The organism is Scleromatobacter humisilvae, assembly GCF_023231945.1.
GTDB lineage: Bacteria > Pseudomonadota > Gammaproteobacteria > Burkholderiales > Burkholderiaceae_C > Scleromatobacter > Scleromatobacter humisilvae.
The window spans coordinates 1-18,733 of sequence record NZ_JAJLJH010000002.1; the positions used below are offsets into that span (position 1 = coordinate 1).

General features: G+C 70.6%; 22 protein-coding genes. 8 read left to right on the plus strand and 14 right to left on the minus strand.

Annotated features, from left to right (window positions below; all coding sequences use genetic code 11):
• Positions 1–162 precede the first annotated feature (162 nt).
• From LPC04_RS09320 to LPC04_RS09335, 4 genes are all read left to right on the plus strand, one after another.
• Positions 163–1,116 (plus strand): 2-dehydro-3-deoxygalactonokinase, encoded by a 954-nt coding sequence (locus tag LPC04_RS09320; protein ID WP_275681947.1) that lies wholly within the window; start codon positions 163–165, stop codon positions 1,114–1,116.
• The gene (locus LPC04_RS09325) at positions 1,113–1,751 is read left to right on the plus strand and encodes a 2-dehydro-3-deoxy-6-phosphogalactonate aldolase (RefSeq protein WP_275681948.1); all 639 of its coding nucleotides are present in this window, start codon (positions 1,113–1,115) and stop codon (positions 1,749–1,751) included. Before LPC04_RS09320 ends, LPC04_RS09325 begins: the two co-directional genes overlap by 4 nt.
• A 104-nt stretch (positions 1,752–1,855) precedes the next feature.
• Positions 1,856–2,269, plus strand: coding sequence for a hypothetical protein (locus LPC04_RS09330; RefSeq protein WP_275681949.1), 414 nt, complete (start codon positions 1,856–1,858; stop codon positions 2,267–2,269).
• The gene (locus LPC04_RS09335; protein WP_275681950.1) at positions 2,241–2,711 is read left to right on the plus strand and encodes a hypothetical protein; all 471 of its coding nucleotides are present in this window, start codon (positions 2,241–2,243) and stop codon (positions 2,709–2,711) included. Before LPC04_RS09330 ends, LPC04_RS09335 begins: the two co-directional genes overlap by 29 nt.
• Before the next feature lies 1 nt (position 2,712).
• Here the strand turns inward: LPC04_RS09335 and LPC04_RS09340 are convergent, their stop codons facing one another.
• Positions 2,713–4,725: a peptidase U32 family protein gene (locus tag LPC04_RS09340; RefSeq protein WP_275681951.1), complete on the minus strand. Its 2,013-nt coding sequence runs from the start codon at positions 4,723–4,725 to the stop codon at positions 2,713–2,715.
• Between the two features lie 215 nt (positions 4,726–4,940).
• Here LPC04_RS09340 and LPC04_RS09345 point away from each other — a divergent pair, with 215 nt between their 5' ends.
• Positions 4,941–5,606 carry a hypothetical protein gene (locus tag LPC04_RS09345; protein ID WP_275681952.1) on the plus strand — a complete coding sequence of 222 codons (666 nt, stop codon included), beginning with the start codon at positions 4,941–4,943 and terminating at the stop codon, positions 5,604–5,606.
• On the opposite strand, the gene LPC04_RS09350 is transcribed toward LPC04_RS09345, so the two are convergent.
• Positions 5,603–6,088, minus strand: a complete 486-nt coding sequence (locus tag LPC04_RS09350; protein WP_275681953.1) for a thioesterase family protein — start codon at positions 6,086–6,088, stop codon at positions 5,603–5,605. The genes LPC04_RS09345 and LPC04_RS09350 overlap by 4 nt on opposite strands.
• Positions 6,089–6,132: 44 nt before the next feature.
• Here LPC04_RS09350 and LPC04_RS09355 point away from each other — a divergent pair, with 44 nt between their 5' ends.
• Together LPC04_RS09355 and rlmB are read left to right on the plus strand one after the other, a co-directional pair.
• Complete coding sequence (locus LPC04_RS09355; protein ID WP_275681954.1) at positions 6,133–6,897, plus strand: acetyltransferase domain-containing protein; 765 nt, start codon at positions 6,133–6,135, stop codon at positions 6,895–6,897.
• Complete coding sequence (rlmB, locus tag LPC04_RS09360; protein ID WP_275681955.1) at positions 6,894–7,640, plus strand: 23S rRNA (guanosine(2251)-2'-O)-methyltransferase RlmB; 747 nt, start codon at positions 6,894–6,896, stop codon at positions 7,638–7,640. The genes LPC04_RS09355 and rlmB overlap by 4 nt, the downstream gene beginning before the upstream one ends.
• Here rlmB and LPC04_RS09365 read toward each other — a convergent pair.
• The 11 genes from LPC04_RS09365 to LPC04_RS09415 form a co-directional block, all read right to left on the minus strand.
• A complete protein-coding gene (locus LPC04_RS09365) occupies positions 7,637–8,173 on the minus strand; it encodes a chromate transporter (RefSeq protein ID WP_275681956.1) in 537 nt (178 codons plus the stop codon). The genes rlmB and LPC04_RS09365 overlap by 4 nt on opposite strands.
• Complete coding sequence (locus LPC04_RS09370; protein ID WP_275681957.1) at positions 8,170–8,859, minus strand: chromate transporter; 690 nt, start codon at positions 8,857–8,859, stop codon at positions 8,170–8,172. The genes LPC04_RS09365 and LPC04_RS09370 overlap by 4 nt, the downstream gene beginning before the upstream one ends.
• Before the next feature lie 116 nt (positions 8,860–8,975).
• Complete coding sequence (locus tag LPC04_RS09375) at positions 8,976–9,983, minus strand: D-2-hydroxyacid dehydrogenase family protein (RefSeq protein WP_275681958.1); 1,008 nt, start codon at positions 9,981–9,983, stop codon at positions 8,976–8,978.
• Positions 9,984–10,077: 94 nt separating this feature from the next.
• On the minus strand, positions 10,078–10,479 hold the full coding sequence (locus LPC04_RS09380) for a hypothetical protein (protein ID WP_275681959.1): 402 nt from the start codon (positions 10,477–10,479) through the stop codon (positions 10,078–10,080).
• Positions 10,469–10,897, minus strand: coding sequence for a hypothetical protein (locus tag LPC04_RS09385; RefSeq protein WP_275681960.1), 429 nt, complete (start codon positions 10,895–10,897; stop codon positions 10,469–10,471). Before LPC04_RS09385 ends, LPC04_RS09380 begins: the two co-directional genes overlap by 11 nt.
• A gap of 140 nt (positions 10,898–11,037) precedes the next feature.
• Positions 11,038–11,970 carry a cobalamin-binding protein gene (locus LPC04_RS09390; RefSeq protein ID WP_275681961.1) on the minus strand — a complete coding sequence of 311 codons (933 nt, stop codon included), beginning with the start codon at positions 11,968–11,970 and terminating at the stop codon, positions 11,038–11,040.
• On the minus strand, positions 11,967–12,671 hold the full coding sequence (gene nth, locus LPC04_RS09395) for an endonuclease III (RefSeq protein ID WP_275681962.1): 705 nt from the start codon (positions 12,669–12,671) through the stop codon (positions 11,967–11,969). The genes LPC04_RS09390 and nth overlap by 4 nt, the downstream gene beginning before the upstream one ends.
• Positions 12,668–13,654 carry a DMT family transporter gene (locus LPC04_RS09400; RefSeq protein WP_275681963.1) on the minus strand — a complete coding sequence of 329 codons (987 nt, stop codon included), beginning with the start codon at positions 13,652–13,654 and terminating at the stop codon, positions 12,668–12,670. Before LPC04_RS09400 ends, nth begins: the two co-directional genes overlap by 4 nt.
• A complete protein-coding gene (locus LPC04_RS09405) occupies positions 13,651–14,508 on the minus strand; it encodes an SGNH/GDSL hydrolase family protein (RefSeq protein WP_275681964.1) in 858 nt (285 codons plus the stop codon). The genes LPC04_RS09400 and LPC04_RS09405 overlap by 4 nt, the downstream gene beginning before the upstream one ends.
• Before the next feature lie 16 nt (positions 14,509–14,524).
• Positions 14,525–15,235, minus strand: a complete 711-nt coding sequence (gene rsxB, locus LPC04_RS09410) for an electron transport complex subunit RsxB (protein WP_420854711.1) — start codon at positions 15,233–15,235, stop codon at positions 14,525–14,527.
• A 20-nt stretch (positions 15,236–15,255) separates the two neighbouring features.
• Positions 15,256–16,599 (minus strand): polyhydroxyalkanoate depolymerase, encoded by a 1,344-nt coding sequence (locus LPC04_RS09415; protein ID WP_275681965.1) that lies wholly within the window; start codon positions 16,597–16,599, stop codon positions 15,256–15,258.
• A 334-nt stretch (positions 16,600–16,933) separates the two neighbouring features.
• Between LPC04_RS09415 and LPC04_RS09420 the strand changes: the two genes are divergently transcribed.
• Entirely contained in the window at positions 16,934–17,461 is a 528-nt protein-coding gene (locus tag LPC04_RS09420) for a hypothetical protein (protein ID WP_275681966.1), read from the plus strand.
• 54 nt (positions 17,462–17,515) lie between these two features.
• Here the strand turns inward: LPC04_RS09420 and LPC04_RS09425 are convergent, their stop codons facing one another.
• Positions 17,516–18,715 (minus strand): amino acid aminotransferase, encoded by a 1,200-nt coding sequence (locus tag LPC04_RS09425; RefSeq protein ID WP_275681967.1) that lies wholly within the window; start codon positions 18,713–18,715, stop codon positions 17,516–17,518.
• Positions 18,716–18,733 lie beyond the last annotated feature (18 nt).

An 18,733-nucleotide genomic window follows, 5' to 3' on the forward strand; every position in this document is an offset into this window, starting at 1 on the left:
TACGCGGACTACAACAAGGCCGCGGCGCAGGACACCGCCAACAACTACAACTTCCCGGCCAACAAGACGAGTGCCGTGTCGTACGGCGCGCAGCTGGAAATCTGGTTCTGATCCCGTGACCGCGAGGGGTCGGCCTGGTCCGGCCCCGACCTTATCTTCGACATGACCGCTGCGTTCATCGGCATCGACTGGGGCACCACGCATCGCCGCGCCGCGTTGATCGCCGGCGACGGCACGCTGATCGCGGAGCGCGCGGACGGCGAGGGCGCGCTGGCCTGCAAGGGCCGCTTCGGCGCGTCGCTCGAGGCGCTCGTGGCAAGCTTGCCGCAAGCGAGCGCGTCGCTGCCGGTCGTCATGGCCGGCATGGTGGGCGCGGCCATCGGCTGGCAGGCCGTGCCCTATCTCGATGCCGCGACGCCGTTGTCCGCGCTGGCGCGACATCTCGCGCCCGTGGCCGAGGCGCCGCCCGGCAAGCGCTGGTCCATCGCGCCCGGCTACTGCGTGCGCGGCGCGGCCGGCGAGGTCGACGTGATGCGCGGCGAGGAGACGCAGCTGTTCGGTGCGCTGCATCTGCTGGGCGCGGACGCCGCCGACGGCAGCTACGTGCTGCCCGGTACGCACAGCAAGTGGGTGCGGCTGCACGCCGGCCGCATCACCGAGCTGCGCACTTACATGACCGGCGAGCTGTTCGCGCTGCTGCGCCAGCACGGCACGCTCGCCAGCGCGATGCAGACGGCCAGTGCCGACGACGCCGCCGGCCTGCGGCACGACAGCGTCGCCGACGATCCCGAGTTCCTGCGCGGCGTCGCCGAGGCCGCCGCGCATCCCGTGCTGACGCACGCGCTGTTCGGCGCTCGCGCCCGCGTCGTCACGGGCGGGCTCGCGCCGGGCGCGGCGGCGGCCTACGTGAGCGGCCTGCTGATCGGCGCCGAATGGGCCGATGCCCAGCGCCAGGTCTCGCCCGATGAGCCCGTGCGGGTGATCGGCGAGCCGGCGCTGGCCGCGCTGCATGCCGCCTGCGCACACCACCACGGCCGGCGCCTCGAATCGCTCGATGCGCGGCAGATCCAGCTGGCCGCCTGGCGCGCGCTGGCGACGCAGGAGTTGACTGCATGACCGAATCGAATCCGACCACCTGGCCGCCCGAGCTGCCGCTCGTGGCGATCCTGCGCGGCCTGCAGCCCGAACGGGCGGCCGACGTCGCGCGGGTGCTGTTCGACGCGGGCTTCCGCGCGCTCGAGGTGCCGCTCAACCGGCCCGGCGCGATCGCCGCCATCGCCACCATCGTGCCGCTGGCGCCGGCCGATGCCTGGATCGGCGCCGGCACCGTGCTCGACACCGCGCAGGTCGACGCCGTCGGCGACACGGGCGCGTCGCTGGTCGTCTCGCCGCACTTCGACGCCGGCGTGGTGCGGCGCGCCCGCGAACGCGGCATGCGCGTCGTGCCCGGCGTGTTCACCGCGTCCGAGGCCTTCGCCGCGTGGCGCGCCGGGGCCGACGCGCTGAAGATCTTCCCGGCCGAGGCGATGACCCACGCGGGACTCGCGGGCCTGACGACCGTGCTGCCGCCGGGCCTGCCGCTGTGGCCCGTGGGCGGCATTGCGCCGGACAACCTCGGCCCGTGGCGCCGCGCCGGCGCCACGGGCTTCGGCCTCGGCGGCGGGCTGTTCAAGCCGGAGCTGACGATCCTGGAGATCGCCTCGCGCGCCCGCGCCTACGTGGACGCGTGGAACGCCGGTGTGCCTGCCTGAGGGCGCGACTGTCGCGTATAGCCGACGACACCCCAATTTGAAGGGCGCGCGGGCGCGGCGGCGTCCCTAGACTGGGCCGCACCCACTTCGAAGTCGCGCCCGCCATGGACGTCATCACCCGCCTCGCGGCGTTGCTCGTCGCCATCCTGCTGGCGATCGACGCGTTCTCGGGCGAGCGCACGGAGACGCTGCGGGTCGACCGCCACACGCTCACCCACGGCTCGAGCTGGCGCCACGACGACACCTACCGCCTGCACTTCATCGGCGGCCGCGTGGAATCGTGCGAGGTCGGCTGGTCGGCGTTCAACGCGCTCGCCGACGGCGACGAGGTCTCCGTCGACACCAGCCGCGTCTTCAAGTCCTGCGACGGCATCCGCCGCGGCGACGAGGCCGTCGCGCGGCCGAACGCGCGCAAGTGGTTCATGCTGATCCCGATCGCGATCCTGCTGGCCGCGGCGTTCGGCTTGATCCAGTTCGAGCGCAGCGTCGATGACGATCGCCGCTGGTGGTTCGGTTGAGGAGTTCCAGGTGAGCTACGACTTCATGCTGATGAGACTGTCTCCGATGCCGTCGCCCGGCCCGGTCAGCGAGCGGGTCAGCGACGAGGCGGCCCAGCAGCCGATCGCCAGCCTGGCGCCGTTGCGCGACGCGGCGCGTTCGAGCGCGCTGTTCGCGCCGGACGCGATCCGCATCGACGGCGACGAGCGCTTCACCTGGAAAACGCCCGACGGCGGCCAGATCGAGGTGAGCGCGGTCGCGAACGTCGTCAGCCTGCGCATGCACGCGCATTGGAGCCATGCGGCGCGGCTGTTCGAGTTGGCGCTGGGCTTGTGGCCGGATCTCGTGCTGCTGGACCTGCAGCAGGATCAGCTGCACGACCCGGCCAGCTTCCGCGTGGCCATCGCGCGCAACGACAGCGAGCTGGCCGACGCGCGGGCTCGCAGGGACGCCGGCGCCTGACTCAGTGCCCCGCCCGCTGCGGCGCCGGACGCGTGCGGAAGAAGGTCATCGGCACGGCCATCGCCTCGTTGATCACCTGCTTCTTGATCTTGCCGACGACGTGCATCTCGCACGGCTTGCAGTCGAAGCGCAGCGTCAGCTTCTCGCTGCCGTTCTGCAGCACGAGCGGCTCGGCGCGCACCGTGCCCTGCACGCCGGTGACGCCCTTGGCCTGCTTCGGGCACAGCGACATCGACCAGCGCACGCAGTGCTTGGTGATCATCAGGCTGACCTCGCCCAGTTCCTCGTGGCTCTCGTAGGCCGCCTCGACGACCTTGACGCCGTGCTTCAGGTAGAAGTCGTGCGCGGGCTGGTTGTAGACGTTGGCGAGGTAGCTGAGCGTGTCTTCGGGGAAGGGCGCAGGCGGCTCGACGGGCATGGCGCGGGGCAGGATCTCGCGCTGGTCGATGCGCGCCTGCTCCAGGCGTTCCAGCGCTTCGCGGCGCAGCGCGTTGAGTCGGCTGGCCGGCACGAACCACGGCTGCGACGTCGCGATCGTCAGCTCGGTCAGCGAGAAGATGGTCCCGCCGACCTTGGACAGGTGCTCGCGCAGCATGGCCACACCGCGCTCGACGTCGCGCGCCGGCTGCAGTTCCAGCAGCGCGTCGGCGTGCGCCGCGAAGCCGCGTTCGTCGCTGACCGCCAGGCGCAGGCCGCCGGCGACGTCCGACAACGTCATCCACACGCCGATCAGCCGCTCCGCCGACTTGCGTTCCAGCAGGCGATCCCACTGCATGTCGCGGTTGCGATGCAGCTGCGGCTTCGAGCGGATGTCCTTCAGCTCCGACATCGGCTGGTTCGGCTCGATGCGCCAGCGGTTCGCTTGACCCGGCAGGCGCGCGACGACGTTGGCCTGCAGGCCGACGAGTTCCTTCTGCAGGTCGAGGTAGGTCAGGCCGTCGCCGTTGTTCAGGACGGTGTCGGCGTCGTCGAGCTCCGCCTCGAAGTGGTCGGCCGCAACCTTGGTGACGTGGCCGACGAACAGGCCCGCGTGCTTGGGCGTGTCGAACGCGCCGATGTCCATCTTGCGGCCCGTGACGAAGTAGTCGGTGGACTCGCGATTGAAGTTGCGATCGGGATCGGGCACGAAGTTGAACGTCGCCTTGCCGGCCGACGAGGCGCGCAGCTCGGGGCGGCGCTCCAGCATCTCGTCGAGCTGGCGGCGGTAGTGGGCGGTGATGTTCTTCACGTAGCCCATGTCCTTGTAGCGGCCCTCGATCTTGAAGCTGCGGATGCCCGCATCCACCAGCGTGTCGAGGTTGGCGGTCTGGTTGTTGTCCTTCATCGACAGCACGTGGCTGTCGTGCGCCACGATGCCGCCCTTGGCATCGGTGACCGTGTAGGGCAGGCGGCAGGGCTGCGAACAGTCGCCGCGGTTGGCGCTGCGCCCGGTGTGCGCGTGGCTCAGGTAGCACTGGCCGCTGTAGGCGACGCACAGCGCGCCGTGGATGAAGAATTCGAGCGTGGCGTTGGGCGTGACGGCGGCGATGTCGCGGATCTGGCGCAGGTCGAGCTCGCGCGCGATCACCATCTGCGAGAAGCCGACGTCCTGCAGGAACTTCGCCTTCTCGGGCGTGCGGATGTCGGTCTGCGTGCTGGCGTGCAGCTGGATCGGCGGCAGGTCCAACATCAGCAGGCCCATGTCCTGCACGATCAGCGCGTCGGCGCCGGCCTCGTGCACGGCCCAGGCCATCTTGCGCGCATCTTCCAGCTCGTCGTCGCGCAGGATCGTGTTGAGCGTGATGAACACCTTCGCGCCGTAGCGGTGCGCATGGCGCGTGAGGCGCTCGATGTCGCGGATATCGTTGCCCGCCGACGCGCGCGCGCCGAAGGCCGGGCCGCCGATGTAGATCGCGTCGGCGCCGTGGTTCACCGCCTCGATGCCGATGTCGGCGTTCTTCGCGGGCGCGAGCAGCTCGATCTCGGCGGTGACGGCCGGCGCCACCGAGGTGAAGTTGAACGGGGTCGAATGCATGGTGTCTGGCTCGAGAAGGGCGAGTGCGGCGCCTCGTGGGCGGCGGTCGCGAGGGCGCGGCGAAGGCGGCGGGTGCGGACGACGGCGTCCGGCAGGGCGCGCTTCGACGGCAGGTGGGCCAGTGGCGCGCGCAACGTCGGATTATCGCAGCTGCCGCGATTTTGTGCACCTCCTGCCTGGGCGTTCGTCACGACGGCCGCTTAGACTGCCCGGCCGTGACCCATCCGCTCCTCGCCCGCCTGCGCGACGCCGCGCGCCAGAACGCCATTCCCGGTGCCGTGCTGCAGACGCTGACGCTCCTGCTGCTGCTCGGCTACGACCGCTGGACGCCCGCGCACGACGTCCTCGAACACCTGCTGCGCCTGAAGCTCTCCTGGGGCGCGGCCTACTCGTTCCTGGCCGGCGCGCTGTTCGCCGGCCTGCTGCCGCGCCTCGTGCTTCGCCTCAAAGGCGCAGGCGGCCAGCACTTCGCCGTCGAGCTGGCCTTCGCGATGGCGTTCTGGGGCTGGCGCAGCGTCGAGGTCGACCTGTTCTACCGGCTGCAGGCCCACTGGTTCGGCGCCGCCGCCGACTGGAACGTCGTGCTGGCCAAGACCGCGGTCGACCAGCTGCTCTACAGCCCGCTGTGGGCCGTGTCCGAGATCGCGCTCGCGTTCGAGTGGAAGGAGGCCGGCTTCTCGTGGCGGCGCATGCGCCCGCGCCTCGATCGCGACTTCTTCGCCACGCGCCTGCCCGCCGCGATGCTCGGCAACGCGATGGTTTGGCTGCCGGCGGTGGTGGCGATCTACCTGCTGCCGGGCGCGCTGCAGCTGCCGGTGTCCAACCTGGTCGGCAGCTTCTGGGTGCTGCTGATGATCGTGCTGCTCAAGCGCGCGGATTAGGCGAGGATGTAGGACGCCGCGCCCGTCGCGATCAGCACGCCGTCCTCGTTGACGAGCCGCATCTGCGTGGAGCCGACGCGTCCGCCCAGGCGCGTGACCTCGGCACTCGCCACGAAATGCTTGCCGACGCCCTGGCGCAGGAAGTCGACGCGCAGGTCGATCGTGCCCATGCGCGAGAAGCGCTGCAGCACCTGGTCGGCGGAGTCGGCGGGATGCTTGTCGGCGATGGCCGCCATCAGCGCGAGGCCGGCGGTGGCGTCCAGCACCGCGCTGATCACGCCGCCATGCAGCCTGCCGTAGAGGAAATGGCCCACCAGCTCGGGCTTCATGTCGAAGCGCAGCGACGGCGTGGGCGGCGCGATCGACTGCAGCCGCAGCCCGAGCACCTCGTTGAAGCGGATGCGCTGCTCGAACATCTCGGTGAGCGCGGCAAGAAAGCGGGCCTGTTCGGCGGCGGAGCGGTGTGCGGGGTCGGATGACATGGCAGCCATGCTACCCAACGGCCGCGTGAGGTATCGTCCCGCCCGTGACGAATAGACTCCCCGCTCAACGCTTCGACCGTCTCGACCTCTGGCGCGGCCTCGCCATGGTCTGGATGGCCTGCTTCCACTTCTCGTTCGACCTCAACCAGTTCCACGTCATCGCGCGGCAGAACTTCTACGGCGACCCGTTCTGGACCACGCAACGCCTGTGCATCGTCTCGATGTTCCTGCTCGGCGCGGGCGCGGGCCAGGCCGTGGCCATCGATGCCGGCCAGACCTGGGCGCGCTTCTGGCGCCGCTGGGGCCAGGTCGCCGGCTGCGCGCTTCTGGTGTCGATCGGCTCGCTGCAGATGTTCCCGCACAGCTGGATCAGCTTCGGCGTGCTGCACGGCATGGCGGTGATGCTGATCCTGCTGCGCCTGCTCGGCACCGCGCTCCCGCCGGCGCGTCTCGCGCGCGCGCCGCTCGCGCTCGCGGGCGTGGCGGCGCTCGCGATCGTCGCGTGGCTGCTGCCGCACGCCGTCTCCGATCCGTTCTTCGACAGCCGCCTCACCAACTGGGTCGGCCTGATCACGCACCTGCCGCAGACCGAGGACTACGTGCCCGTGCTGCCCTGGTTCGGCATGATGCTGGCGGGCTACCTCGCCGCCAGCCTGCTGCTGGTGCATGCGCGCGCCGTGTTCACCGGCGGCGTCCCGTCGTTCGTGCGACCACTGTCCGTGCTCGGACGCTGGTCGCTCAGTTTCTACATGCTCCACCAGCCGATCCTGATAGGCTCGCTGGAACTTTTCAGATTGGTCTTCAAATGAGCAGCCCTCGCGTCCTCTTCGGTTTTCACGCCATCACGGTGCGCATGAAGACCGCGCCGAAGTCCGTCATCGAGCTGCACGTCGAGGCCAACCGGCGCGATGCGCGCATGCGGTCGTTCGTCGATCGCGCGCGCGAGTCCGACATCAAGATCGTCGAGACCGACGGCGAACGCCTGGACAAGATGGCCGGCACCTCGCGCCACCAGGGCGTGGTCGCGCGCGTCGAGCATGTGGCGATGCCGCATTCGCTGGACGAGGTCGTCGAGGCGATCGAAGGGCCGCCGCTGCTGCTGATCCTCGACGGCGTCACCGACCCGCACAACCTCGGTGCCTGCCTGCGCGTGGCCGACGGCGCGGGCGCGCACGCGATCGTCGCGCCCAAGGATCACGCCGTCGGCGTCAATGCGACGGTCGCCAAGGTGGCCAGCGGCGCGGCGGAGACGGTGCCCTACATCATGGTCACCAATCTCGCGCGCACGCTGAACGAGCTGAAGGACTTCGACATCCGCATCATCGGCACCAGCGACGACGCCGAGCAGGATCTCTACGACCTCGACCTCACCGGCCCCGTCGCCTTCGTGCTGGGCAGCGAGGGCGACGGCATGCGCCAGCTCACGCGCAAGACCTGCGACCAGCTGGTGCGCATCCCGATGGCCGGCGCGGTCGAGAGCCTCAACGTGTCGGTGGCCGCGGGCGTGTGCCTGTTCGAGGCGCTGCGCCAGCGCACCAAGGCCGCGGTCTAGCCGAGAACGGCCCCGACCAGTCCGCCGGCGCCGATCAGCCACAGCGGACTGATCTTCGTGCGCACGCACACGGCGACAGTCGCCAGCATCGCCACGAGCAGCCACGGGTTGCCGTAGCCGGGCTTGCCGAGGATGAAGCCGGTCGACAGCACGAGGCCCACCGTCAGCGGCGCCATGCCGGCCACGAAGGCCTGCACGCCGCGCGTGTTGCGCCGCGCCTCGCCCCAGCGCGCTGCGAGGTAGGTGAGGGTGGTCGAGGGCAGCAGGATGCCGGCCATCGTCACGCACATGCCGAAGAAGCCGCCGATGCCCCAGCCGAGCACGGCGACGAACAGCAGGTTGGGCCCGGGCGCGGCCTGCGCGATCGCGACCGACGCGCTGAACTGCTCGTTGGTCATCCAGTGGTGCTGCTCGACCAGGAAGCGGTGCATCTCGGGCGCGGTGCCGATGGCGCCGCCGATCGACAGGAGCGACAGCAGCAGGTATTGCGCGAAGACGGCGAGCCAGTCGCCGCCGGACAGGACCGGCGTCATGGCGCCAGCCTCCGCCACGCAGCGACGCAGGCCGCGCCGCCGAGGCCGGCCAGCATCCACAGCAGCGGCACGCGCAGCAGCGCGATGCAGCCGAACATCAGCGCCGCCAGCGCGTAGGCCGCGGGCGCCCCCAGCACGTTCTTGCGCAGCGCGGGCAACAGCTTCAGGCCGGTTGAGAAGATCAGTCCGGCCGCCACGGCGCCCATGCCACGCAGCGCGCCCGCGACGATCGGATGCTGCGCGTAGTGCGCATAGAGCACCGTCAGCACGAGCACCACGCACCAGGGTGCGAGCAGCATGCCGCCGAGTGCCGCGAGCCCGCCGCGCAGGCCGAAGGCGCGGTCGCCGAACATCAGTGACAGGTTGACGACGTTGGGCCCGGGCAGCACCTGCGCGACGGCCAGCAGCTCGAGGAACTGCTCGCGCGTGAGCCAGCGTTCGCGCTCGACCAGCTCGCGCTGCGCGATCGGCAGCACGCCGCCGAAGCCCTGCATCGCGAGCCGCGTGAAGACGAGAAAGATCTCGCCGGGCGATCTCGGCGAGCGCGGCGAATCGTCGTCGAGGATCGAGTGCGGCGCGGCGTCGTCGACCGGCACGCCGGCCGTCGCCGACATCACGCTGGGCGCCTCGTCGGCCGCCGGCAGCCTGGCGGGCTCGGCGTCGGTGGCGATGGGGGTGTGGGACATCGGCATGGCCTCGAAAGCGATGCTCGAGCGTACTCCCGCCGCGCCGGCAAGGGAAGTCTTATGTCTTATATAAGACTAAAGCAATCGGACTTCGCGCGTCCGGCCGGCGGCGAGGCTCAGCGCAGGACCTTGAGGGCGTCCGGGTTGACGATGTTGGTCGGCGTGCCGTTGATGAAGTTGACGACGTTGTCGAACGCGGCGCCGAAGTACATCTCGTAGCTGCTCTGCTCGACGTAGCCGATGTGCGGCGTGCAGACCGCGTTCTCCAGCCGCAGCAGCGGATGGCCGGCCAGGATGGGTTCGCTCTCGAACACGTCGACCGCCGCCATGCCCGGGCGGCCGCGGTTCAGCGCGGCGACCAGCGCGCTCTCTTCCAGCAGCTCGGCGCGCGAGGTGTTGACGAACAGCGCCGTCGGCTTCATCTGCAGCAGGTCGTTGAGCTTGATCAGGTGGCGCGTGCGCTCGCTGAGCCGCAGGTGCACGCTCAGCACGTCGGCCGAGGCGAACAGCTCCTCGCGCGACGCGACGGCGCGGTAGCCGTCGGCGCTGGCGCGCTCGCGCGACTCGTCCGAGCCCCAGACGGCCACCTCCATGCCGAAGGCCTTGCCGTAGCCGGCCACGAGCTTGCCGATCTTGCCGTAGCCCCAGATGCCCAGCGTCTTGCCGCGCAGCGTCATGCCGATGCCGAAGTTGGGCGGCATCGAGGCCGCCTTCAGGCCCGACTGCTGCCAGGCGCCGTGCTTGAGGTTGGCGATGTATTGCGGCAGCCGGCGCATCGAGGCCATGATCAGGGACCACGCGAGCTCGGCCGGCGCATAGGGCGAGCCGACGCCCTCGGCCACGGCAATTCCCTGCTGCGTGCAGGCGTCGATGTCGATGTGCTCGCCGACCTTGCCCGTCTGGGCGATCAGGCGCAGCTTGGGCAGCTTCTCGAGCAACTGGCGCGGAAAGCGCGTGCGCTCGCGGATCAGCACCAGCACCTCGGCATCGCGCAGCCGCACCGACAGCTGGCCGATCCCCTTGACGGTATTGGTGAACACCTTGGCGTTCAGATCGCTGAGCTTGGAAGCGCACGGCAGCTTGCGCACCGCGTCCTGGTAGTCGTCGAGGATGATGATGTTCACGCGGCCGATTATGGCGCCTGCGGTGCGGCGACCCGTGTCGGAGGCGGCCGCAAAAAAGCCGCCCGTGGGCGGCCGTGGCGCGATCGGGGGCCGCTCAGAAGCGCTGCGCGGACAGCACGCCGACCTCGGCGCTGCCGAAGGCCTCGGGAAAGGTCCGGTCCAGCGTGCGGTAGAGCGCGGCGCGCATCGTGCGCGTGGCGACGTCGTCCTCGCGCAGCGTCGCCAGGAGCGGACCGCGCAGCAGCCACAGGTCGACCGGATCCTCGGCGGCGCGCACCTGCGCGCGCAGCCAGGCGCCCTTGCGGTGCTCGAGGTTCTCGACGGCGCGCATGAACAGCTGTTTCATCTCGACGAAGGCGCGGCGCGACTCGATGCGGGCCGATCGCGTGTCGGGCAGCGAGAGCTGCGCCGCGAACATTGCCTCGTCGGCCTCGACGAGCAGCTGGGAGTCGAGCTCGGACAGGCCGAGCAGGTCGATGCGGGGGCTAGTTGACATCGGCGATCTCCGGAGCGGGCGTGCTCGTGCGCTGGGCACGCGTGGGGAAATGCTGGTTGACGCGGGCGAGCCGGGCGTCGGCCTCGGGCTGGCCGACGCGGCGCGCGATGAGGGTGTAGAGCTCGGAGCGCAGGTGCCAGAGCTCGCGCAGCGAGCGCGCGTGCGTGGCGCGCTTGAGCAGGCCGTGGTGGTCGGACTCGGCCAGGCCGGCCATCGCCGCGACGAACTCGCTGCGGGCCCGCTCCAGCGGCGTGCGCAGGGCCGGCACCACTTCCACGTTGCCGCCGACCAGCCAGCGCAGCGTGGCACTCCAGAGCGATTCGCTCTTGGGGATGACGTCCGGCGGGCACACGTTCATGCGAAGCGTCGTCGGCGCGGCAGGCTTGCGGTGGAGAAGGCGATGGAGGAGGGCGCTCATGGTCTGGATTTCGGCGCGTCGTGGCCGAAACATGAGCTGATTGTTAGAAATTGCAGCTTTCGGTAAGCGCCGATAAGGCCGGGTCTTCCCGACAGTTAAATGTCCCGGGAAGACCGGCCTTTCTTCTCCCGGCGGCGGGTTCAGCGCGTCGCGCTGGCGGCCTTGGCCGCGGGGAACACCACCGGCGGCAATCCCTGGCGGGCGCGGTCGACCGCCATGCACAGCTCGCGGGCGCCGTCGACGAAGCGCGGACCGCTGCGCGCGATCAGGTCGCCCTCGATGCTGGCGAACTCGCCGTGCTTCGTCGCGCTCACCTGCGCGAACTCGGCCCAGCGTCCCGGCTTGGCGGCCTCGCCCGGCGCGCCGCCGGTCAGCACTAGCTCGGGATCGCGCTGCACCGCCACCTCCCAGCTGACCGTGGCGGTCAGCGTCGACAGTTCGCCGAACACGTTGCTGCCGCCGCACGCGCTGATGGCGCTCGCGATCAGGTGCTGGTTGCTGAGCGTCATCAGCGGCGCGTCCCACAGCTGGTAGAACACGCGCACCGGCCTGCGGCCGGCGTAGGCCGACTGCAGCGCTGCCCAGTCGTTGCTGATCGCCTGCGCGCGCGCCTGCGCCACGCCGTCGGTGCCGGCCAGCCGGCCGATGCTGCGCAAGGTGTCGGCCAGTCCGGCGACGCTGCGGATCTCGATCTCGTAGACCGGCACGCCCAGCGAGCGCAGCTTGGCCTTGGTGCGCTCGGCCGTGCCGCTGCCCCACACGAGGACCAGGTCGGGTCGGAGTTGCGCGAGCGCCTCGTAGTTGACGGCGAAGGCGTCGCTGATCACGGGCTTGGACCGGGCCTCGAGCGGGAAGTCGCTGAACTTGCCGACCGCCACCAGTTGCTCGCCGGCGCCGGCCGCGTACACCAGCTCGGTCAGGTGCGGCGCCAGCGCGACGATGCGGCGCGCGGGATGCGACAGCACGACCTCGTGGCCGGCGTCGTCGACGATGCGCAGCACCGCCTGATCAGCGGACGCCGTGGCGGCGGCGACCAGCAGGGCCGCGGCGAGCACGAGCGGTCGCAGGCTCATGGTTCGATTCCGGCGTCGCGCAGCGCGCGCGCGTCGGGCGCGGCCTGGCCCGGCTTCGGGCGCGCCGTCGCGGGCAGGGCCTTGTACCAGTCGCAGGCGGCCGTGACCGCGCACCTGCCGCACTGGGGCATGCGCGCCAGGCAGACGTAGCGGCCGTGCAGGATCAGCCAGTGGTGCGCGTCGTCGAGGTACTTCTCCGGCACGCGCTCGAGCAGCTTCAGCTCCACCGCGAGCGGCGTCTTGCCGGGCGCGAGGCCCGTGCGGTTGGAGACGCGGAACACGTGCGTGTCCACCGCCAGCGTCGGCTCGCCGAAGGCCACGTTGAGGATGACGTTGGCCGTCTTGCGGCCCACGCCCGGCAGCGCCTCGAGCGCCTCGCGATCGCGCGGCACCTCGCCGCCGTGCTTGTCGATGAGGATGCGGCAGGTCTCGAGCAGGTGCTTGGTCTTCGTGCGGTAGAGGCCGATGGTGCGCACGTGCGCCTCCACGCCTTCGGTGCCGAGCGCCAGCATGCGCTCGGGCGTCGGCGCCGCGACGAACAGCGTGCGCGTGGCCTTGTTGACGCCGACGTCGGTGGCCTGCGCCGACAGCAGCACCGCGATCAGCAGCTCGAACACGCTCGCGTAGTGCAGCTCCGAGGCGGGGTTCGGGTTCGCGGCCTGGAGCGTGGCGAAGAAGGTGTCGATGTCGGCGGGCGTCATGCGGGCTTGCGGTTGGAGTCGGCGAACCATCGCCAGACGATGGGCTGCAATTGAACCATCAACACGCACGCGAGGATCAGCGCGCAGCCGAACAGGCCGGTCGCGCCGATGCGGTCGCCCATGAAGAGGGCGCCGGCGGCGGCCGAGAAGACGCTCTCCGACGACAGGACGATCGCCGAGTCGGCGGGGCGCGAGTGGCGCTGCGCCACCACCTGCAGCGTGAAGCCGATGCCGACGGACAGCACGCCGGTGTAGACGATCGCGCCGAACGCCTGGCCCACGCCGTGCGCCGTGACGGGCTCGGTGGCGAGGCCGAGGACCAGCGCGAGCGCGCTGCACGCGATGAACTGCCCGCACGCGACCAGCATCGCGCCGTGCAGCTTGTTGGCCGCGCGGCCGACGAGCATCACGTGCACCGCCCACGGCAGGCTGCTGGCGATGATCCACCAGTCGCCGGTGCGGAAGTTGGCCAGGCTGCCGCCGCCCGTCAGCAGCCAGGAGCCCGCGACGCAGCCGGCCGCGGCGAGCCAGGTCGTCCAGTGGGGGAGGTGGCGCGACGCGATCCAGCCGAGCACCGGCACCAGCGGGATGTAGAGCGCGGTCAGGAAGCCGGCGTTGGTCACCGTTGTGGTCTGCATGCCGACCTGCTGCATCGCCGCGCCGAGGAACAGCAGCGTGCCGAGCCCGGCGATATGGACCAGGTCGCGTGGCCGCGGCTGCCGGTTGCGCGCCCGCAGCATGCGCCACTCGCGCCACGCGAACGGCGCCACCACCGCGGCGCCGAGCGCGAAGCGCAGGCCCGTGAACATCAGCGATCCGAGGCTTCTCATCGCGAACGACTGCGCGACGAAGGCCGAGCCCCAGATGACCGCGACGAGCAGCAGCAGCGCATTCGAGCGCGCTCGCGTCAACGGCACGTGCGTCTGCGAAGGAAGGACGACGTCGTCGAAGGTCGAGGCGTCGGCCTGAACGGGTTGCGTCATGGAGACTCCGCCTTGTCTGCGAGGACCTTCGCGATGGCATCGGCCACCGCCTGCGCGCCCGCACGGTTCGGATGGAACGGCGTGCCCGACGTCGGCGAGGCCCCGTTGATCCAGGGTTGCGCCGAGCAGGCGTCGTGGCCGACGCCGGGCGCGTGCATGTCGACGAAGATGGCGCCGGCCTGGTCGGCCGCGCGGCGCGTCGCCTCGTGCAGCCTTTCGCCGACCTGCCGCGACAGCACGGCCGCCTCGTCGGCGATCTCCAGCGCGCCGAACGGCCCGGTGGCGGGCACGACGGTCGGATAGCCGACGAGCGCGACGCGCGCGTTCGGTGCCCGCCGGCGCACCTCGTCGACGATGCGCACGAGATTCGCGGTCACCTGGCCGAAGTCCCGGGCATCGACGGGCAGGGCCGGTGTCGCGCGCCATCGAGCGATGAAGCCGGCCTTGCCTGCGGCCGCGAACAGGTCGCCGATGTAGCCGACGTCGTTGCCACCCGACGTGATCGTCACCAGGCGCGTGGCCGCCCCGACCGCATCGATCTGCGCCCCGAGAAAGGCCCGGCCGCCCTGCAGGATGTGCCGGGTGCTGGAGCCCGAGCAGGACATGTCGACCAGCGACAGCCCCAGCTGCCTGGCCAGCAGCGACGGATAGCCGTTGGCCGATCGCATGCACGCGATCGGACTGCCCGCCGGCCGCGGCCCGAGCCCGATGCCGGCCGCGAACGAGCTTCCGAGCGCGACGTACTCGCCTGTCGTGTCCGGCTTCCGGCGGCCCTGGACGAACAGCACGCCCGTCACGACGAGCGCGCCCAGTGCCGCGACGACCGATGCGGCCAGGAGGATCGCGCCGGTCATCGGCGTCCCGCCAGCGTCATTGCGGCCGCGCCTTCGCGCGCACGCGGGCGCGGGCCAGCGCGGCGGCGATCGCGGCGCGCTTCGGGTCGTCGGCGGACTCGGACTCGGCCTCGACGGCGGCCGGTGCGGCCATCGCGCCGAGGCGCTCGTCGTGCTCGCGCGCGTCACGCGCGAGGCGCGCGTGCCGGCCGGCGTAGCGCGCGCGCGCCGCGTCCGCCTGCATGGGCGACCACGCGGCCCAGCCGGTGGCGCCGGCGCTGGCGTCCTCCAGCGCGATGCAGTCCATCGGGCACACCGGCAGGCACAGCTCGCAGCCCGTGCAGTCGGCCTCGATGACCGCGTGCATGCGCTTGGGCGCGCCGACGATCGCGTCCACCGGACAGGCCTGGATGCACAGCGTGCAGCCGATGCAGGTGGCCTCCTCGATGTAGACGACGCGGCGCGGGCCCTCGTCGCCGAACGCGGGGTTCAGCGGCAGCTCGGGCCGGCCCAGCAGTCGCGCGAGCAGCCGGATGCCCTCGGCACCGCCGGGTGGGCACTGGTTGATCGGGGCCTCGCCGCCGGCGATCGCGTCGGCGTACGCGCGGCAATCGGGATAGCCGCAGCGCGTGCACTGCGTCTGCGGCAGCAGCGCGTCGATGCGTTCGGCAACCGCAGCGAATGGAAGCGACGCGACGCCTTCGGGAGGCGTCGCGGTCTGGCGAAAAGGCGGGACGGTGGGACTCACCGTTGGGATTATCCCAGGGCTCAGGCCGTGGCCTTGGCGGTCTTGCGGGCCCGCGCCGGTGTCTTCTTCGCGGCAACCGCCGGGGCACGCGTCTTCTTCGCCGCCGCCGTCTTGCCGACGCGTTCGGTCTCGAAGCGCGAGATGAAGTTGCGCACCTGCGGGTAGACGATGTCGCGCCAGCGGCGGCCCGAGAAGATGCCGTAGTGGCCGGCACCTTCCACGTCGTAGTGGAACTGGCGCTCCTTGGGCACGCCGGTGCACAGGCCGTGCGCGGCCTTGGTCTGGCCGGCGCCGGAGATGTCGTCCAGCTCGCCCTCGATCGTCAGCAGCGCCGTGGTCTTGATGTCCTGCGGGCGCACCAGGTGGCCGTCGACCTCCCAGGTGCCCTTGACCAGCGAGAAGTCCTGGAACACCGTCTTGATGGTGTCGAGGTAGTACTCGGCGGGCAGGTCCAGCACCGCGTTGTACTCGTCGTAGAACTTGCGGTGGGCGTCGGTGGAGTCGTCGTCGCCGCGCACCAGGTCGAGGAAGTAGTCGTAGTGGGCCGTGGCGTGGCGATCGGGGTTCATCGCGACGAAGCCGGTGTGCTGCAGGAAGCCCGGGTAGACCTCGCGGTTGGCGCCCGGGTAGTTCTGCGGCACGCGATGGATCACGTTGTTCTCGAACCACTCGTAGCTGCGGTTCATCGCCAGGTTGTTCACCGCGGTGGGCGACTTGCGGGCGTCGATCGGGCCGCCCATCATCGTCATGCTCAGCGGCGTCGGCTTGCCCTCGCTGGCCAGCAGCGAGATGGCGGCGAGCACCGGCACGGTGGGCTGGCACACGGAGATCACGTGCACGTCCGGGCCGATCAGGCCGATGAACTCCTGCACGTACTTGATGTAGTCGTCGAGATGGAACGGGCCGGCCTCGACCGGCACCATGCGGGCATCGGTCCAGTCGGCGATCCAGACCTTGTGGTCCTGCAGCAGGCTCTTGACCGTGTCGCGCAGCAGCGTCGAGTGGTGGCCCGACAGCGGGGCGACCACCAGCACCGAGGGCTGCGCCTTCATCTTGTCGAGCGTGGCCGAGTCGTCGCTGAAGCGCTTGAAGCGGATCAGGCGGCAGAACGGCTTCTGCAGCGCGATCTGTTCCTGCACGGCGACGTCGACGCCGCCGCTGGTGACCGAACGGATCTCGAACTCGGGCTTCTCGTAGTCCATGCCGAGGCGGTGCAGCAGCTCGAAGCCGGCCGACAGGCGCTGGGCGCCGGGCGTGTGCGTGAACGGCGACAGCGGGTGCTTGTAGAGCTTGGCGGTGGCGGCGGCGAAATCGGCGAAGGGCGCCATGAGGGCGCGCTGGGCTTCGTACAGTTGGTAGAGCATGGCGCTTTCAGCCTCGGGAGGCTCGGTCGGTGCAGCGCGACAGCAGGTCGCGACAGGGATTCTCTGCGATTGCTGAACAAAAGCTTGTCGCGTTTGTTCGGATATTAATTGGTGCGGTGCAACATTCGTCTGGATACTACGCCGATTTCACGGATCGCGCTCATCAAGGCAACGCGCGCTCCCGTTGCGCGGGCGGGTCTTCCGGTCGTGTCACGATGATGCAACCTGCGGCGGGCGGCCGATCGGCGGAACAGCGTCCGGTTTGGCGGCCTGACCTGACCGTACACTGCCGCGCACGTCCGGCTGCCGGCTTCCGTCCATGGCACTGCTTTCGTTGCTCGAATCGCTCGCGATCCTCGGTTATGTCGGATTGGTCATCTTCTGCGTGGCGCGCGGATGCCGCTTCCCCGGCGATCTTGACCGGCGCATCGTCAGCGCGCATTCGCTGGCCGACTCGGTGGCGCGCCTGGACGAGCGCTGCGTGGCAGCGTCGGCAATGGCTGGCCACGTCCTGGGCGGCAGCGTCCGCCTGGCATGCCGGGCCGACGGTCGACTCAATTCGTTCCGCCCGGTGTTCAGCGGCGAGTTCCGCGAAGAGGGCGCCGCGGTCGTGCTGGTGGGCGAATTCGGCATGGCGGCCGCGACGCAGGTCTTCCTGGTCGTCTGGTTCGGCGGCCTCGGCGTGGCACTGGCGCGCATCCTGTTCGCCGCGGTCGTCGCGGGACAGCGCGATGCCTGGGCCGGTGGCCTCTTCTGCGCGCTGATGCTGCTGGCGTGCACGGCGCTCGTGCGAAGCGCGAAACGGGCCTCGGCCGGCGACATCGCGTGGTTGACCACGGCTCTGCGGGATGCGCTCCGCTGAGGTTCGGACAAGTAAAAGCCCGGCGTCGCCGGGCTCGTCACGGAGCGGCGCGGATCAGGCCGACACGGCCGCGATGGCCTTGGCCACGTAGGCCAGGTTGCCGTCGTTGAGCGCGGCCACGCAGATGCGGCCGGAGTCGACGCCGTAGACGCCGAATTCGCTGCGCAGGCGCTGCATCTGCGTCGCCGACAGGCCCGAGTAGCTGAACATGCCGTTCTGCTTGACGATGTAGCTCAGGTCGCCCTTGACGCCGGCGTTGGTCAGCTGGTCGACCAGCGCGCCGCGCATGCGCTTGATGCGCTCGCGCATGCCGGCCAGCTCGCCTTCCCACTGCGCGCGCAGCGCGGGGGTGGTCAGCACGGTGGCGACGATCTGCGCGCCGTGCGTCGGCGGGTTCGAGTAGTTGGTGCGGATGACGATCTTGAGCTGCGACAGCACGCGCGACGCTTCGTCCTTGCTCGAGCACACGACGCTCAGCGCGCCGACGCGCTCGCCGTACAGCGAGAAGCTCTTGGAGAACGAGGTCGAGACGAAGAAGTCGAGGCCGGCGGCCAGGAACTGGCGCACGGCGGCGCCGTCCTCGGCGATGCCGAAGCCGAAGCCCTGGTAGGCCATGTCGACGAACGGCACGAGGCCGTGCTGCTTGATCGTCGCGATGACCTTGTCCCATTGCTCGCTGGACAGGTCGACGCCCGTCGGGTTGTGGCAGCAGGCATGCAGCACGACGATGGTGCCGGCGGGCGACGCGGCCAGCTTGGCGATCATCGCGTCGAACGCGACCCCGCGCGTGGCCGCGTCGTAGTACGGATACTGCTCGACGGCGAAGCCGGCGTTGGTGAACAGCGCGCGATGGTTCTCCCAGCTCGGGTCGCTGATCAGCACCTTGGCGTCGGGGCGCAGGCGCTTGAGGAAATCGGCGCCCACCTTCAGGCCGCCGGTGCCGCCGAGCGCCTGGATCGTCGCGACGCGGCCTTGCGTGACGACGTCGGAGTCGGCGCCGAACACGAGGCCCTGCACCGCCTTGTCGTAGGCGGCGATGCCGTCGATGGGCAGGTAGCCGCGCGCCTTGTGCGCGTCGACGAGCTGCTTCTCGGCCGCGGCCACGCAGGCCAGCAGCGGCAGCTTGCCGTTCTCGTCGGTGTACACGCCGACGCCGAGGTTGACCTTGGCGGGGTTGGTGTCGGCATTGAACTGCTCGTTCAGGCCGAGGATGGGGTCACGCGGGGCGAGCTCGACGGAGGCAAACAGCGACATGGAGTCAGGTTCCTGGCA